The sequence below is a fragment of the Lysobacter sp. DMC104 genome, from assembly GCF_056313665.1.
Genome location: NZ_JBQUZW010000020.1, coordinates 13465 through 28513 on the forward strand (window position 1 = coordinate 13465; position 15049 = coordinate 28513).

General features: G+C 69.5%; 17 protein-coding genes. 8 read left to right on the forward strand and 9 right to left on the reverse strand.

Annotated features, from left to right (window positions below):
• Positions 1-103: 103 nt before the first annotated feature.
• The 5 genes from ubiG to efp form a co-directional block, all read right to left on the reverse strand.
• Positions 104-817, reverse strand: coding sequence for a bifunctional 2-polyprenyl-6-hydroxyphenol methylase/3-demethylubiquinol 3-O-methyltransferase UbiG (gene ubiG, locus ACT53R_RS18855; RefSeq protein WP_476173459.1), 714 nt, complete (start codon positions 815-817; stop codon positions 104-106).
• Entirely contained in the window at positions 817-1005 is a 189-nt protein-coding gene (locus tag ACT53R_RS18860; RefSeq protein WP_476173460.1) for a hypothetical protein, read from the reverse strand. Before ACT53R_RS18860 ends, ubiG begins: the two co-directional genes overlap by 1 nt.
• A gap of 108 nt (positions 1006-1113) precedes the next feature.
• Positions 1114-2469: a TRZ/ATZ family hydrolase gene (locus ACT53R_RS18865; RefSeq protein WP_476173461.1), complete on the reverse strand. Its 1356-nt coding sequence runs from the start codon at positions 2467-2469 to the stop codon at positions 1114-1116.
• A gap of 70 nt (positions 2470-2539) precedes the next feature.
• Positions 2540-2833, reverse strand: coding sequence for a hypothetical protein (locus ACT53R_RS18870; protein ID WP_476173462.1), 294 nt, complete (start codon positions 2831-2833; stop codon positions 2540-2542).
• 170 nt (positions 2834-3003) lie between these two features.
• A complete protein-coding gene (gene efp / locus ACT53R_RS18875) occupies positions 3004-3570 on the reverse strand; it encodes an elongation factor P (RefSeq protein WP_476173463.1) in 567 nt (188 codons plus the stop codon).
• Between the two features lie 125 nt (positions 3571-3695).
• Here efp and epmB point away from each other — a divergent pair, with 125 nt between their 5' ends.
• The 3 genes from epmB to ACT53R_RS18890 all read left to right on the forward strand — a co-directional run bounded on the left by epmB (position 3696) and on the right by ACT53R_RS18890 (position 7277).
• Positions 3696-4736 carry an EF-P beta-lysylation protein EpmB gene (gene epmB / locus ACT53R_RS18880; RefSeq protein ID WP_476173464.1) on the forward strand — a complete coding sequence of 347 codons (1041 nt, stop codon included), beginning with the start codon at positions 3696-3698 and terminating at the stop codon, positions 4734-4736.
• An 89-nt stretch (positions 4737-4825) separates the two neighbouring features.
• A complete protein-coding gene (locus ACT53R_RS18885; RefSeq protein ID WP_476173465.1) occupies positions 4826-6910 on the forward strand; it encodes an EAL domain-containing response regulator in 2085 nt (694 codons plus the stop codon).
• Between the two features lie 28 nt (positions 6911-6938).
• Positions 6939-7277, forward strand: a complete 339-nt coding sequence (locus tag ACT53R_RS18890) for a GRAM domain-containing protein (RefSeq protein WP_476173466.1) — start codon at positions 6939-6941, stop codon at positions 7275-7277.
• An 84-nt stretch (positions 7278-7361) separates the two neighbouring features.
• Here the strand turns inward: ACT53R_RS18890 and htpX are convergent, their stop codons facing one another.
• Entirely contained in the window at positions 7362-8255 is an 894-nt protein-coding gene (gene htpX, locus ACT53R_RS18895; protein ID WP_476173467.1) for a protease HtpX, read from the reverse strand.
• A gap of 122 nt (positions 8256-8377) precedes the next feature.
• Between htpX and gluQRS the strand changes: the two genes are divergently transcribed.
• The 5 genes from gluQRS to ACT53R_RS18920 all read left to right on the forward strand — a co-directional run bounded on the left by gluQRS (position 8378) and on the right by ACT53R_RS18920 (position 12385).
• The gene (gene gluQRS, locus ACT53R_RS18900) at positions 8378-9286 is read left to right on the forward strand and encodes a tRNA glutamyl-Q(34) synthetase GluQRS (protein WP_476173468.1); all 909 of its coding nucleotides are present in this window, start codon (positions 8378-8380) and stop codon (positions 9284-9286) included.
• A gap of 117 nt (positions 9287-9403) precedes the next feature.
• The gene (gene phbB, locus ACT53R_RS18905) at positions 9404-10144 is read left to right on the forward strand and encodes an acetoacetyl-CoA reductase (RefSeq protein WP_476173469.1); all 741 of its coding nucleotides are present in this window, start codon (positions 9404-9406) and stop codon (positions 10142-10144) included.
• 178 nt (positions 10145-10322) lie between these two features.
• Complete coding sequence (gene phaR, locus ACT53R_RS18910; RefSeq protein WP_476173470.1) at positions 10323-10823, forward strand: polyhydroxyalkanoate synthesis repressor PhaR; 501 nt, start codon at positions 10323-10325, stop codon at positions 10821-10823.
• A gap of 113 nt (positions 10824-10936) precedes the next feature.
• Positions 10937-11677: an acetoacetyl-CoA reductase gene (gene phbB / locus ACT53R_RS18915; RefSeq protein ID WP_476173471.1), complete on the forward strand. Its 741-nt coding sequence runs from the start codon at positions 10937-10939 to the stop codon at positions 11675-11677.
• Between the two features lie 534 nt (positions 11678-12211).
• Positions 12212-12385 carry a hypothetical protein gene (locus tag ACT53R_RS18920; RefSeq protein WP_476173472.1) on the forward strand — a complete coding sequence of 58 codons (174 nt, stop codon included), beginning with the start codon at positions 12212-12214 and terminating at the stop codon, positions 12383-12385.
• An 18-nt stretch (positions 12386-12403) separates the two neighbouring features.
• On the opposite strand, the gene ACT53R_RS18925 is transcribed toward ACT53R_RS18920, so the two are convergent.
• From ACT53R_RS18925 to ACT53R_RS18935, 3 genes are read right to left on the reverse strand one after another with little or no spacing between them, the layout of a single operon-like run.
• Positions 12404-13303, reverse strand: a complete 900-nt coding sequence (locus tag ACT53R_RS18925; protein ID WP_476173473.1) for a TolB-like translocation protein — start codon at positions 13301-13303, stop codon at positions 12404-12406.
• Positions 13304-13307: 4 nt separating this feature from the next.
• On the reverse strand, positions 13308-14105 hold the full coding sequence (locus tag ACT53R_RS18930) for a carboxypeptidase-like regulatory domain-containing protein (protein WP_476173474.1): 798 nt from the start codon (positions 14103-14105) through the stop codon (positions 13308-13310).
• Positions 14102-14998: a M48 family metallopeptidase gene (locus ACT53R_RS18935; RefSeq protein WP_476173475.1), complete on the reverse strand. Its 897-nt coding sequence runs from the start codon at positions 14996-14998 to the stop codon at positions 14102-14104. The genes ACT53R_RS18930 and ACT53R_RS18935 overlap by 4 nt, the downstream gene beginning before the upstream one ends.
• Positions 14999-15049 lie beyond the last annotated feature (51 nt).

Below are 15049 nucleotides of genomic sequence, written 5' to 3' on the forward strand. Positions count from 1 at the left end.
ATGGGTTCGGGCATCGGTCATCGCGGCAACCCCATCCCCACCCCGGCCCTCCCCTTGAAGGGGAGGGAGAAAAACCGTCGGTCGGGATCGACCCGTGACGCCATCAGGGCTTCACCGCGCAGGCGAGGTAGTTCACGTCGGTGCGGCCGCCGACGCGCGCGACGTGGCGCAACGGGTCGTAGACGAGGCCGCTCACGTCCTCCAGCACGAGGTCCGCGGCGCGCAGCCACGCGCCGAGTTCCGACGGACGGATGAAGTCGCGGTAGTGGTGCGTGCCCTTCGGCAGCATGCGCGCGACGTACTCGGCGCCGACGATCGCCAGCGCGAACGCCGCCGGCGTGCGGTTGAGCGTGGACAGGAACAGCCGCCCGCCCGGCTTCAGCAGCGTCGCGCAGGCGGTGATGATCGCGGCGGGATCGGGCACGTGCTCCAGCATTTCCATGCAGGTGACGATGTCGAACGTGCCGGGCATCTCCGCGGCCAGCGCCTCGACCGCGCTCAGGCGGTAATCGACCTGCACGCCGGATTCGAGCCGATGCAGCTTGGCGACCTTGATCAGGTCCGGCGCGAGGTCGATCGCGGTCACGTCGGCGCCTTCGCGCGCCAGCGCCTCGCTCAGCAGCCCGCCGCCGCAGCCGACGTCGAGCGCGCGCGCACCGCGCAGCGTCGCGCGATCGCGCACGTAGCCCAACCGCGCGGGATTCAGCGCATGCAACGGCTTCTGCGGGCCCTGCGGATCCCACCAGCGGTTGGCCAGCGCATTGAACTTGTCGAGTTCGGCCTGGCTGAAGTTGTCGGTCGTCGTTGCGTTCGTCATCAGATCACCATGGCTGAGAACCATCCGTGGTGCGCTGTCCCTGCCCGTGCATCCATGCACGGGCGTTCGCCGGCGCGCGAGCCGGTGGCTCGCAAACGCGCCGACTCACCCCACCAGCGATTCGCCAGCGCGTTGAACTTGTCGAGTTCGGCCTGGCTGAAGTTGTCGGAAGCGGTTGCGGTCGTCATGCGTTCACCGATCAAGTTTTCACTGTCATCCCGAGCGCAGCGAGGGACCTGCTTTTGCGTCCGCGACGAGAGAAAAAGCAGGTCCCTCGCTGCGCTCGGGATGACAACTCAGAGGGAAATGGCCCCGATCCGTTCCTGCCACTGCCGCGCATTGGCGACGATGGCATCCAGGTCCATGTCGACCAGCACGCGGTCGCGGAGCTTGGGCTTGCCGGCGATCCACACGTCGCTGACCTGATGGCGGCCGGTGGCGTAGACCAGCTGCGACAGCACGTGGTGCAGCGGCTGGGTTTCCAGCGCGGAGAGATCGACGCAGGCGAGGTCGGCCTGCTTGCCCGGCTCAAGGCTGCCGACCAGCGCGTCGAAGCCCATCGCCTTAGCGCTGCCCAGCGTCACCGCGCGCAGCGCCGCGGCTGCGTCGAACGCGGCCGCATCCTGCGCGACGGCCTTCGCCAGCAGCGCGGCCGTGCGCAGTTCGCCGAACATGTCGAGGTCGTTGTTGCTGGCGCAGCCGTCGGTGCCGATCGCCACGTTCACGCCCGCGGCCAGCAGCTTCGCGACCGGGCAGAAGCCCGACGCGAGCTTGAGGTTGGATTCGACGCAGTGCACGACGCTCACGCCGCGCGCCGCGCACAGCGCGATCTCGGCGTCGGTGAGCTGGGTCATGTGCACGGCGATCAGGCGATCGTTGACCAGGCCGAGCCGGTCGAGCCGCGCGATCGGGCGCTGGCCGTGCTTCTGCTGCGACTGCTCGACTTCCTGCGCGGTCTCGTGCGTGTGCAGGTGCACGGGGATGTCGAGCTGGTCGGCGAGCATGCGGATGCGCGCGAAGTTCTCGTCCGACACCGTGTACGGCGCGTGCGGCGCGAACGCGGTCGCGATCAGCGTGTCGTGGCGCCACTGGTCGTGGACCTCGCCGGCGCGGTCGAAGTATTCGTCGTCGCTCTTCGCCCAAGCGGTCGGGAAGTCGATCACCGGCAGGCCGACGCGGGCGCGGAAGCCGTGGCGCTTGTAGGTCGCGGCCTGCACGTCGGGGAAGAAGTAGTTCTCGTTGCAGCAGGTGGTGCCGCCGCGCAGCATCTCGGCGATCGCCAGCGCGACGCCGTCGGCCACGTATTCCGGGCCCATGATGGCGCCCTCGATCGGCCAGATGTGTTCCTGCAGCCAGACCTTGAGCGGCAAGTCGTCGGCGACGCCGCGCATCAGCGTCATCGGGTTGTGGACGTGGGCGTTCACGAGGCCCGGGATCAGCGCGCCATCGGGGCGGGAGACGGTCTCCTTCGCCTCGTAGCGGGCGCGGGCCTCGGCGATGGGCAGCACCGCGAGGATGACGCCGTCGCGGATCGCGACCGCGTGGTGGTCGAGCACGACGCCGTGGGGCTCGACCGGCACCACGTGCCGGGCTTCGATCAACAGGTCGCAGGGGACGGGGGCGGCGGATTCGGCAACGGGCTGGTAGCTCATCGGCCCATTGTCGCATCCCCGGGTGACCGGGCGGGATGCCTGCCCGTCCCGGTTCGGTAGAGCGGCCCGGTCACGACCGCGGATGGCCGCAGGCGGCGCAGAGCTTCGCCTGCGGGGTGCGGAGGGGCTTGCCGCAGGCGACGCAGGGCGGGCCGTAAAGGGACAGGCGGTGGTGCCAGAGGGCTTCGGGGGCAACCCCCGTCACACCGGTCAGCTTCGCGAACATCTCCGACGCGGCCCAGTACATCTCGGGGATCGGGACGGCGTCGAGCCCCACATCATGTTGGCGCCGATAGCGCTGGATGTTTCCGATGGCGCCGTCGAGCAATGGCTCAAGCCGCGCCCACTCCTCCTCGTCGAGCATGGGGAGTTCCATCTTGCAGCGCCAGCAGTACACGGTTCTCGGCATGGCGAGCACCTCGGGAAACGACGAAGCCCGCCGTTGCGGGGCGGGCTTCTGGAAAGCGGGACCCTCGCTTTCGCGAGGGTGATTGATTCGCGACGGGCGCGGCAGGGCCGCGCCCTGCGAATCAATCACTTCACGCGGGAGACGTATTCGCCCGAGCGGGTGTCGACCTTGATCACTTCGTCCTGGGCCACGAACAGCGGGACACGGACCACGGCGCCGGTCTCGAGGGTGGCCGGCTTGCCGCCGGTGCCGGCGGTGTCGCCCTTCACGCCCGGGTCGGTCTGGACGATCTTCAGTTCGACGAAGTTCGGCGGCTGCACGTTGATCGGGCTGCCGTTCCACAGCGTGACCACGCAGGCTTCCTCGCCCTTCAGCCACTTGTCGGCGCCGCCCATGCCGGCCTTGTCGGCCTGCACCTGCTCGAACGACTCCTGGTTCATGAAGTGCCAGTACTCGCCGTCGCTGTAGAGGTACTGCATGTCGGTGTCGACCACGTCCGCCACTTCCACCGAGTCGGTCGCCTTCATCGTGAGTTCGACCACGCGGCCGGACTTGATGTTGCGGTACTTGATGCGGGTGAAGGCCTGGCCCTTGCCCGGCTTGACGTATTCGGTCTCGGTGATGACGCAGGGGTCGTTGTTGACCAGGATCTTCTGTCCGGTCTTGACGTCGTTCATGCCCAGGCTGGCCATGGGGTGCTCCTGAAAGAGGTGTGCTTTGGTGGCGTCCCGGGCCGGCCGCGGCCCCGGACGCTAGACTATGGGGCTGGGCCCCGGAACGCCGGCGCGTCCCGATGAACGACCCGACTGAACTCCCTATGATACCCGTTGCCCCCCGCCCGACGCAGCCCGCCGCCGGCGCCGACTGGAAGCGCCTCTGGCGCGACGCCGTCCGCGACCCGGCCGAACTGCTGGCCCTGCTCGACCTGACCGGCCGGGTCCCCGACCTGTCCGCCGACGCCGCCGCCCAGTTCCCGCTGCGGGTGCCGCGGGGCTTCGTCGCCCGCATGCGCCCTGGCGACCCGCACGACCCCCTGCTCCGGCAGGTGCTGCCGCTGGACGCCGAGCTGCGGCCGATGCCGGGATTCGGCCTCGACGCCGTCGGCGACGGCGCCGCCAAGGCCGGGGCCGGGGTCATCCGCAAGTACCGCGGCCGGGCGCTGCTGATCGCCACCGGCAGCTGCGCCGTGCACTGCCGCTACTGCTTCCGCCGCCATTTCCCGTATGCCGAGGAAACCGCGGCCGCCGGCCAGTGGGCCGAGGCGGTGGCGGCGATCCGCGACGACGCGTCGATCGACGAGGTCCTGCTCTCCGGCGGTGACCCGCTGGCGCTGGCCACGCCGAAGCTGGCCGAACTGACCGCGCAGCTGGCGACCGTCCCGCACCTGCGCCGGCTGCGGATCCACACTCGGCTGCCGGTCGTGCTGCCGGAACGGGTCGACGACGGGCTCGTCGCCTGGCTCCGCGCCCTGCCCTGGCCGGTGGCGGTGGTGATCCACGCCAACCACGCCCGCGAGTTCGACCCGTCCGTGGACGCCGCCCTCGCCCGCCTGCGCGCGGCGGGGGCGACCCTGCTCAACCAGGCCGTGCTGCTGCGCGGGGTCAACGACGACGTGCAGACGCTGGCCGACCTGTGCGAACGCGGCTACGCCGCCGGCGTGCTGCCCTACTACCTGCACCAGCTGGACCGCGTGGCCGGTTCGGCCCACTTCGAGATCGACGACGCCCGCGCCCTCGCCCTGCATGCGGCGCTGATGGCGCGGATGCCCGGCTACCTGGTGCCGAAACTGGTACGCGAGGTCGCCGGCGACCCGGCCAAGCGGCCGCTGCTGCCGTCGACGGCGACCCCGTTCGGCTGACCGGCGCGCGACCATGCGGGGAGGCGGACGCGGACTCGATCCCGTCGTACCATGGCGGTTCCCCCCAAGCCCTCCCCCCGGAGCCGCGCATGTCCAAAAGCCACGACCCCGCACTGCGTCTCATGCTGGTCGATGACAGTGTCGAGGAGGCCGAGGGCATCGTCAGCGGGCTGCGCAACGCCGGGATCGCGGTGCGGCCGCTGCGGCCGACGACGGGCGACGAACTGACCCACATGCTCGTCGGCCAGCCGGTGGACCTGGTGCTGGCCGCCCAGCCCTGCCGCTGCGTGCCGTTCGCCGACGTCGAGCAGCGCGTCACCACCAGCGGCAAGGACATCCCGCTGATCGCGGTGGTCGAGCGGATCGACACCGACAGCTTCTCCGACCTGCTCGCCGGCGGCGTGCGCGCGCTGGCGCTGCGCCACAAGCCACCGCAACTGCTGGCGACGGTCCGCCGCGAATGGGCCGACCTCGAGGCCCGCCGCGCCCAGCGCGGGCTGGAGGCGCAGGTCCGCGAGACCGAGCGCCGCTGCGACGCACTGATCGAATCCTCGCGCGACCCCATCGCCTACGTCCACGAAGGCATGCACATCCGCGCCAACGCGGCGTACCTGGAGATGTTCGGCTACGAATCGTTCGAGGACATCGAGGGCATGTCGCTGCTGGACCTGGTCGCGCCGGAGCACGTCGCCGACTTCAAGCAGCTGCTCAAGCGCATGAGCAAGGGCGAGACCCCGCCGGCGCGCTACGAGCTGGACGCCCACGACCTCGAGGGCAACACCTTCCCGGCGGTGATGGAGTTCACCCTCGCCCAGTACGAGGGCGAGCCCTGCCAGCAGGTGATCTTCCGCCGCCAGGAACCCGCGGTGGACCCGGACATGGCGCGCAAGATGGAAGACCTGCGCCAGCGCGACCAGGTCACCGGCCTGCTCAACCGCCCGACGTTCCTGCACGCGCTGGAAGACGCCGTCGCCGATGCCGCCCGCAACGGCAGCCAGCACGGCCTGCTGATGATCGAGCCCGACCACTACCAGCGCCTGCTGCACGAGATCGGCCTGGATTCGGCCGACACGATCATGGCCGCGATCGCCGAGCGCCTGCGCGGCGAACTCGACGAACGCACGGTGGCCGCGCGCTTCTCCGAGAACACCCTCGTGGTGCTGCTGCGCGGCGGCGACCACGACGCCACCCAGACCCTCGCCACCCGCATCTGCAACAGCTTCGCGGCCGAGGTGTTCGCCATCGGCCAGCGCTCCAGCGTCATCACCGCCAGCATCGGCGGCGTGCAGATCACCCAGAAGAACCCGATCGTCAGCCAGATCCTGGCCAAGGCCACGCAGGGCGTGCAGTCCGCAGCCGGCACCGGCGGCAACCGCGCCGAACTGTTCGACCCCAACGCCGTGGACCGCGCCGAGACCGAGCGCATCCAAGCCTGGGTGCAGCGCCTGCGCGACGCGATCGCGCAGAAGCGCTTCGTCCTGCATTTCCAGCCGGTGATCAACCTGCAGGGCGACAACCACCCGGTCTACGACACCTTCCTGCGCCTGGACGCCGGCAACGGCGAGCTGATCCCGCCCAACACCTTCCTCCAGATCGCGGAGGAACACGGGATGATGGAGGAGATCGACCGCTGCGTGGCGGAGCGCGCGATCGAACTGATCGCCCAGCGCGAGCATGCCGGCAAGCCGGTGACGCTGCTGATCAAGGTCTCGCAGGACTCGCTGTCCAGCGACGCGCTGTCGACGTTCATCGGCGAACAGCTCGCCGCCCGCGGCGCCTCGGGCGAATACCTCGCGCTGCAACTGCAGGAAGCCAAGGTGTTCACCCACCTGCACGCCGTGCAGCAGTTCGCCGCGGCGGTCAACGCCTTCGGCTGCCGCATCGGGCTGGAGCAGTTCGGCGCCGGCCTGGACTCGTTCCAGTTGCTCAACCACGTGCAGCCGCAGTTGCTGAAGATCGACCGCAGCTTCATCGAGGACCTGCCGAAGAACGCCGAAAGCCAGCAGCGCGTCCGCGACATCGCCAACAAGGCGCGCGAACTGGACATCCTCACCATCGCCGAATTCGTGCAGGACGCGGCCAGCATGTCGATCCTGTTCTCCGCCGGCGTGGACTACGTGGAAGGCCACTTCCTGGCCGCCGCGGGCCCGGAGATGAACTACGACTTCGAGTGAACCCGGCGCCCGCCCCCGACGACGCCCCATGCGCATCGACCTGCAGCCCGGCGAACGCCTGATCCGCGAAGGCGGCGCGAACCTCATGCGCGGCATGGAGGCCGTCGGCGGCCGCCTGTTCCTCACCGACCGCCGGCTGCATTTCGCGAGCCACGCCTTCAACATCGCGTGCGGCACCACCGACCTGCCGCTGGCCGACGTGGCCGGCACCGAACCATGCTGGACGAAGTTCCTCGGCGTGATCCCGCTGCTGCCGAATTCGCTGGCGGTCCGCACCCGCGACGGTACCGAATACCGGTTCGTGGTCTACGGACGGCGTACGTGGCAGGCCGCCATCGAAGCCGGGCGGCAGACGATACCGGCCTGAGCGGGCGCCCGGCCGCCCGAAAAAAGCCCGCCTTCCGGCGGGCTTTTTCGTTACTTGTGCGGCGCGATGAGCACGACGCGGTGCTCAGGACACCACGCGCAGGCCCGAGGTGGCGGACGTCGGCGCGGCGTTGCGCAGGGCGGCGATGCGCTGCTCCAGCGGCGGGTGGCTGCGGAACAGGCCGGTGATGCCGCCGGAGATGCCAAACGCCTGCACCTGCTTGGGCAGCGTGCTTTCGCCGTAGGTCTGCGACAGGCGCTCCAGCGCGGCGATCATCTTGTCGCGGCCGGCCAGCTGCGCGCCGCCGGCATCCGCGCGGAACTCGCGCCAGCGCGAGAACCACATCGCGATGACGCTCGCGAGCACGCCGAAGACGAGGTCCAGCACGAACACCGTCAGGTAGTAGCCGAAGCCGACGCGGCCGTCGTCGCGGTTGCCGCCGAGATAGCCGTCGACGATGCGGCCGATCACGCGCGCGGCGATGATCACGAAGGTATTCAGCACGCCCTGCAGCAGGGCCATCGTCACCATGTCGCCGTTGGCGACGTGGCTGACCTCGTGGGCGAGCACCGCCTCGGCCTCGTCGCGGCTCATCGCCCGCAGCAGGCCGGTGGAGACGGCCACCAGCGCGTTGTTCCGGTTGGCGCCGGTCGCGAAGGCGTTGATCTCCGGCGCGTCGTAGATGGCGACCTCGGGCATGCCGATGCCGGCGGCCTGGGCCTGGCGGCGCACGGTCTCGACCAGCCAGCGCTCGCCTTCGCTGCGCGGCTGGGTGATGACCTGCGCGCCGGTGGCCATCTTCGCCATCCACTTGGAGACCAGCAGCGAGATGATCGAGCCGCCGAAGCCGAAGATCGCCGCCATGACCAACAGGCCGGCGTTGCTGCGGGGGTCGAGGCCGAAGACCGCCATCACGACGCTGAAGACCAGCAGGACGGCGAGGTTGGTGGCGAGGAAGAGTGCGAGGCGTTTGAACATGGCGGGACCCGGGGTCTCGTCGGAGGGAATGGAGTGACGTGTAGAGTGGGGGCCGATCGCGCCGCCCAAACCCTCGCGCGGCGGCCGTCGACGTTCCGTACAGTCTCCAGACAGTTTCACACATGCCCGTCGCCCCACGATACCGCGGCCGTTTCGCCCCCTCGCCCACCGGCCCGCTGCATTTCGGATCGCTGCTGACCGCGCTCGGCAGCTGGCTGATGGCGCGCCGGGCCGGCGGCGAGTGGTGGGTGCGGATCGAGGATCTCGACCCGCCGCGCGAAGTCGCCGGCGCGGCCGAGGCGCAGCTGCGCACGCTGGCCGGCTTCGGGCTGGTGTCCGACGGCCCGGTCGTCCACCAGCGCGACCGCCATGACCTCTACCGCGCGGCGCTGGATCGCCTGCTGGCCGACGGCCAGGCCTTCGCCTGCGGGTGCAGCCGCGCAGCGCTCGCGGAGAACGGCGGGATCCACCGCGCCTGCGTCACCGACACCGCGCACGGGCGCACCGCCGTCCGCCTGCGCGTGCCCGACGGCGCCACGGTCACGTTCGACGACGCCCTGTGCGGCCGTGTCGCGCAGGACGTGGCCGCGGAGGTCGGGGACTTCGTCCTGCTGCGCGCCGACGGTCATTGGGCCTACCAGCTGGCGGTGGTGGTGGACGACGCCGACCAGGGCATCACCGACGTGGTCCGCGGCGCCGACCTGCTCGATTCCACCCCGCGGCAGATCCTGCTGCAACGCGCGCTGGGACTGCCGACCCCGGCCTATGCCCACCTGCCGCTGGTCGTCGATGCCGAGGGCCGCAAGCTGTCGAAGTCGCTGGCGGCAGTGCCGGTGGACGGCGACGATCCGCTCCCGGCGCTGCGCCTCGCCTGGCGCGCGCTGGGGCAGGCGCCGGGCCCGTTCGAGGCCGCAGGCACCGCCGCGCAAGGATTGGCGAAAGCGGTCGACGCGTTCGCGCCGCGGTTGATCCCGCGCAAGCCCGTGCCGTTCGCCGCGGTGCACAATGGCGACGCGATCGACGGCGCATAGAATCCGGACGAATCGCACGGAGAGAACGGGATGCCACGACATCCCGCTCCCGGACACGACGCGGCGCCGGGCGCGACGCGGGCGAACAGGACATTTCACACCGGAGGGGTATCCAGCATGACCACACGCGTCGCACTCGTCACCGGCGGCACCGGCGGCATCGGCACCGCCATCTGCAAGCGCCTGGCCGACATGGGCCACAAGGTCGCCACCAACTACCGCAACGAAGAAAAAGCCAAGGCCTGGCAGGCGCAGATGAAGGCCGAGGGCTACGACTTCGCGCTTGCGAAGGGCGACGTGACCTCGCCGGACGAGGCCGCGGCGATGGTCAAGTCGGTCGAGGCGCAGCTCGGCCCGATCGACATCCTGGTCAACAACGCCGGCATCACCCGCGACGGCACCTTCCACAAGATGTCGTCGCAGCAGTGGACCGACGTCATCAACACCAACCTCAACTCGGTGTTCAACGTCACCCGTCCGGTCATCGAGGGCATGCGCGACCGCAAGTGGGGCCGGATCATCCAGATCAGCTCGATCAACGGCCTCAAGGGCCAGTACGGCCAGGCCAACTACGCGGCGGCCAAGGCCGGCATGCACGGCTTCACCATCTCGCTGGCGCGCGAGAACGCCAAGCTGGGCATCACCGTGAACACGATTTCCCCCGGCTACATCGCCACCGACATGGTGATGGCGGTGCCGGAGGAAGTGCGCGCCAAGATCGTCGCCGACATCCCGACCGGCCGCCTCGGCACCCCGGACGAGATCGCCTACGGCGTGGCCTTCCTGGCCGACGAGCGCGCGGGCTGGATCACCGGCTCCAACCTCGACATCAACGGCGGCCACCACATGGGCTGGTAAGCCCCGACGCCGCTCCGGCCCGTCCGGAGCGGCACGGCCTGCGGGGTCCATGCGTGACCTTGGTCGCGTTCCCCGCCGCGGCGTTCTCCCGCCGGGCGGCACCGATCCGCCGACAAGTTGCAACCCGGCCCGGGCTGCGCCATGCTCGCGGGCCGGCTCCCGCTAGAGTAAAGGCTCCATGCCCGTCACGCGGATCATCAAGAAGTACCCGAACCGCCGCCTCTACGACACCAAGATCTCCAGCTACATCACGATCGAGGACGTCCGCCAGCTCATCGTGGACGGCGAGGATTTCGAGGTGCGCGACGCCAAGTCCGGCGAGGACCTCACCCGCCAGGTGCTGCTGCAGATCATCGCCGAGCACGAACAGGACGGCGAGCCGGTGCTGTCCACGCAGTTGCTGAGCCAGATCATCCGGTTCTACGGCGACTCGCTGCAGGGCTTCATGGGCAACTACCTCGAACGCTCGATGCAGATCTTCCTCGACCAGCAGCAGCAGTTCCGCCAGCAGATGGGCGGACTGATCGGCCAGACGCCGTGGACGATGATGAACCAGCTGACCGAGCGCAACCTCGAGATGTGGCGCGAATTCCAGCACAACCTGATCGGCGCCATGGGCCGGCCCACCGCCGCCAAGCCGAAGGACAAGGCCGCCACCGGCGGCAAGCACGACGACTGACCCCCGTCCCGCGCATCGCGCGCCGGCCCCGCGCCGCGCGCGGGCATGCGCGTGCCCGCGGGCCACGCCGTCGTCGTTCCGTTTCCGTTTTCCGTCTTCCCAGGGGATTCCTCATGCAACAGCGCGTGGCCGTCGTGACCGGCGGCATCGGCGGGCTCGGCACCGAAATCTGCAAGGCGCTCGCCCGCGCCGGGCACACCGTCATCGCCGCCGACCTCGGCGCCCGCGCCGAACGCCTGGCCGAGTTCGAGCGCGAAGTCGCCGGCCTCGACATCCGCTTCGAGCCGGTCGACGTGTCCGACTTCGACGCCTGCGGCGCCCTGGTGCGCAAGATCGAGGCCGAGCACGGGTCGCTCGACATCCTCGTCAACGGCGCCGGCATCACCCGCGACGGCACCCTGCGCAAGATGGAGAAGTCGCAGTGGGACGCGGTGCTGTCGGTCAACCTCGACAGCGTGTTCAACCTCTGCCGCCACGCGGTCGAGGGCATGACCGCGCGCGGCTTCGGCCGCATCGTCAACATCAGCTCGGTGAACGGCCAGACCGGCCAGTTCGGCCAGACCAACTACGCCGCCGCGAAGGCCGGCATGCACGGCTTCACGATGGCGCTGGCCCGCGAGGTCGCGCGCAAGGGCGTGACCGTGAACTCGGTGTCGCCGGGCTACTGCGAGACCGCGCTGGTGATGTCGATGTCCGACGAAATCCGCGCCGGCATCGTCGACAAGGTCCCCGTCGGCCGCCTCGGCAAGCCGTCGGAAATCGCCCGCACCGTCGCCTTCCTCGTCGACGAGGACGCGGGGTTCATCACCGGCGCGAACATCCCTGTAAACGGCGGGTTGTTCATGAGTTTCTGAGGCGGGTTTCGCCGCATCCGCGGCAACGTGGACAGGCCCGCCTCCGGGGTCTGGAAGACTATGCGCTGACAGGATCCGTTCGGTCGTTTCCGTCGTCGTCCCGAGCCAAAGGCGAGGGATCTGCTTTTCTTCGGCGAAAGCCCGGAATCTTTTCCGCGCTGGGGCGCGGGCCCCTTTCTTTTCAAAAAGAAAGGGGCCACTGCGCCGCTTGCGGCGCGAACGGCGAAGCCGGCCCGAAGGGCGAGCGCCGCAGGCGTGAGTCAAGAAAACTCCTCAGTGCCGAGGCAAATCTGCTGTCGGAACCGTGGCCGGGATTTTTCGACGAGGCGTCCTGCCTCGTCGAAAAACGGCGGACCTCCTGTCCGCCGCCCTCCGGGTCTCCGGGCACGGGAAGGGACATTGATCCTGCAGCGGCGTCAGGACGAATCACGTGAGGATCGCCGCCTCGATTGGCCATCAGGCACGCCCCCATTGCACCCGCCCGAAGCCCGCTCTACCTTCCCCATCCTCCGTCCCGTCCCGCAGACCACCCCGATGCTCCGACTCACGCCGCCCAGCACGCCCGCCTTCCTGATCTCGCTGCTGCTCGGCGGTGCCGGCATCGCCGGGCGGCTCGGGTATTTCCCGATCGCCGCGCCCAATGCGTTCTGGCTGCTGACCACCGCTTTCGGGCTGTTGCTGCTGTCGACGCTGTTCAAGGACCTCTGAGCGCGCGCGATTGCGGCCTCAGTGCCGCGTCGCGAAGAAGATCACGAAGCGGTCGCCGGTCTTGCGGTGGAAGTAGATGCCGCGTTCGTCCGGGGTGAAGGTGGGCGCTTCGACATGCCCGTCCAGCGCGACCAGCTTCGCCGCCGGACCGAACGGTGCGTTCACCGATCCGCGCTGCGCGATGTAGATCGACGCGTGCACCACGATGCCCGGCGGTGCGCGGGTGAACAGCAGCGTCAGGCCATCCGCGGAAATGCACGGCGCGTATTCCAGCGCGTCGGTGTTGACGTTGCGCAGCAGCGCCGTGTCCTCGGGCAGTGGCACGAAACCGTCGCCCTTGTGCCCGGCCTGCAGGATGTCGGCCGCCACCGGCCACAGCAGACTGAAGCGGCCGTCGACGTAGTACAGGCGCTCGCCGTCGGGCGAGACGTCCAGATCGAAGTTGATGTAGCGCGCGCGCCGTCGCGACAGACCCTGCAGCGGATGCACGCCGGACACCTTGCCGTCGGCAAACGTGCCGCCGAACAGACTGATGCGCGTGCGGTCGTGGTCGCGCAACGACACGAAATAGAAACGGCCGGCGCGGTCCATCGTCGCCACGCCGTCCAGCTTCGTGCTGTTCGCGCCGGGCAGTTCGCCGAGGTAGCGGAAGTGCGTGACATCGATGCGCTCGGCGAAGCGCAGGTTCGTGTCGACCCACGGCGCATTGAGGTCGTTGAAGAACAGGTAGCGGCCATCGCGGCTGAGGAACGGCTCCATCGCGTCGCCGTCGTAACCTTCGATGACCACCGGCTGCGGATCGGCGTACAGCCGCGATGTCGCGGCCTCGCGCGCCCCGCCGAGCGCCGACGTCGTCGCGGCGAAGGCCAGCGCGCAGGCCGACAGCAGCACGAGCAACGTGCGCGGCGGCCTGCGCATGGCGTCAGCGGGCGTCGGCCTGCAGCACGACCGCGGCGTTCTCCGGCACCGGCATCAACTCGGAGTCGAGCTCGACCACTTCGCCGTCGGCATGGACGTCGATGAACAGGCGGTAGTTGAGCCCCTGGTCCCAGTAACGCTGCTCGGTCACGTAGTGGTCGACATGCGTCGGCGCATACGGATTGTCCGCGACCTCCGACGAACCGACCTGCACCCGCTCGTTGTAGTAGCAGCGCAGCGAGGCATCCGCGTTCACCCAGTAGCGGCCCGGGCGCAGGTTGTCGAACTCGTACCGGCCGAATTCGTCGGTCTTCGCCGACAGGCCGTAGTCCAGCATGCGGGCGTCGTAGAACAGCACCTCGCGCTTCCCGCCCGACGGACGTGCGAAAGGATTCCGCAGCGCCGGCGTCGCCTTGTAGCGGTGCGCTTCCAACAGGCCGACGTATTCGACGAGGTGCGGCGTCGCCGGGAACAGCGACAGTTCGATGCCGGCGTTGGCGCGCTTGCGGATCGCCAGCAGGCCACGCGTGCGCCGGCAGTCGTCGTTCAACTGGTGGAACAGCACGCCGCGGATGCGGCCGGTCCCGGGCTGCATCGCGCGCTGTGCCGCCTGCGGATCGAACGCGTCGGCAGGCCGGAATTCGAGCGGACGCGCTGCTTCGGCCTGGCGGTCGGCGTTGTCCAGCAGGCGGCCGGCGAACGCGGGGGCCGCGGTCAGGATCGAGAGGAAAAGCGGTGCCGCGACGGTCCCGAGGACACGGACGGACGAGCGGGGACGACGGCGCGATGCGTGCTGGTTCAACGGCTTTCCTCGCAGAACTTCTTGCGGTACTCCATCGCCTTCGGCATCAGCTGCTGGAGGTTGGCGATGCGGGTACCCGGGTTCGGGTGGGTCGAGGAGAACTCCGGCTGCGAACGGCCGCCGCTGGCCTGGTCCATGCGCTCCCACAGCGGGATCGCTTCCTCGGGGTTGAAGCAGGCGGCGGCGGCGAGCAGCAGGCCCATCTCGTCGGCCTGCGTCTCCTGCTTGCGCGCGTACGGCAGCGAGCGACCGTAGCCGTACACCGCCATCACCGCCTGCATCGACTGCTGGTCCATGCCGCTCATCGCGCCGGCCATCTGGCCCAGCTGCGTGAGCTTCTGTTCGGTCATGCGCTGCGCGCCGTGGCGCAGCAGGGCGTGGGTGATCTCGTGGCCCATCACCACCGCCATCGCATCGGCGTTCTTCGCCACCGGCACCAGCCCGGTGTAGACCGCCATCTTGCCGCCGGGCAGGCAGAACGCGTTGACCTGGTCGGACTGCAGCACGCTGACGTCCCAGTCGAAGCTGTTTTCGACGTGCGGCGCCTGCAACCCGTGCTCGGCGGCCAGCGCGTCGGACACCTGCGGGATCTTCGCGATCAGCCGCTGCGCGATCGCGCGGATCTGCTGCGCGACCTGCGAGTTCGGATCGACTGGGCGCTCCTGCGACAGGATCTCCTGGTACGCCTGCAGGCCCATCGCCTTCTCGTCGTCGGGCGAGATGCTGCGGTCGATCACCACCTTCTCACCGGTCAGCGGATCGGTGCTGCGGTTGGAGAACCAGTAGTACGCGGCGTAGCCGGCGAACAGGATCAGGATGATGAAGCGCGGGTTGATGCCGCGGCCGCGCGGACGGCCGCCGGGCGACGCGTTGCCGAAGGGGTTCTGCTGCATGGTCTGTCCTCCCGGGCGCGGCGCCCTGCGCGGCGACTATAAGTGACTCCC